1 pseudogene is annotated in these 619 nt (G+C 46.5%); it reads left to right on the top strand.

The features are described from left to right. Positions 1 to 619 (top strand): annotated as a pseudogene (locus WEIDD23_RS14985) (alanine--tRNA ligase-related protein); the annotation flags it as partial.

The raw sequence follows: 619 nt of genomic DNA, 5'->3' as shown, positions 1-619 counted from the left end.
AAGTTGTACGTGACGGTTTACCCAAATGATACTGAGGCCAAGGAAATATGGTTGAACGTTGTGGGGTTGCCTAAGGACCACTTGTACGAAGAACCAGATAACTTCTGGGATATCGGTGAGGGACCTTCAGGACCAGATACGGAAATTTTCTATGATCGCGGTGAAGAATTTAACGCCGACGATGCCAAGGAAAACTACCCTGGTGGTGAAAACGAACGTTACTTGGAAATTTGGAACATCGTGTTCTCACAATACAACCACTTGCCTGGTTTGACTGACAACAAGGATTACCCTGAGTTGCCACACAAGAACATTGATACGGGTATGGGACTCGAACGTGTTGTCTCTGTTTTCCAAAATGCCAAGACCAACTTTGAAACGGACTTGTTCTTGCCAATCATCCGTAAGACGGAAGAGATGTCAGGTCAATACAAGTACGGTGATGATCCTGAAAAGGACATCTCATTCAAGGTGATTGCTGACCACGCCCGTGCCGTAACATTTGCCATCGGTGATGGGGCTTTGCCATCAAACGAAGGTCGCGGTTACATCATTCGTCGTTTGCTTCGTCGTGCTGTTTTGCACGGTCGCAAGTTGGGGATTGATAAGGTCTTCTTGA

The organism is Weissella sp. DD23, assembly GCF_001579105.1.
In the GTDB taxonomy this organism is placed as follows: Bacteria; Bacillota; Bacilli; order Lactobacillales; family Lactobacillaceae; genus Weissella; species Weissella cibaria.
Note: the sequence above shows the minus strand (reverse complement) of the source record. Positions and strands in the feature narration are given on the sequence as shown.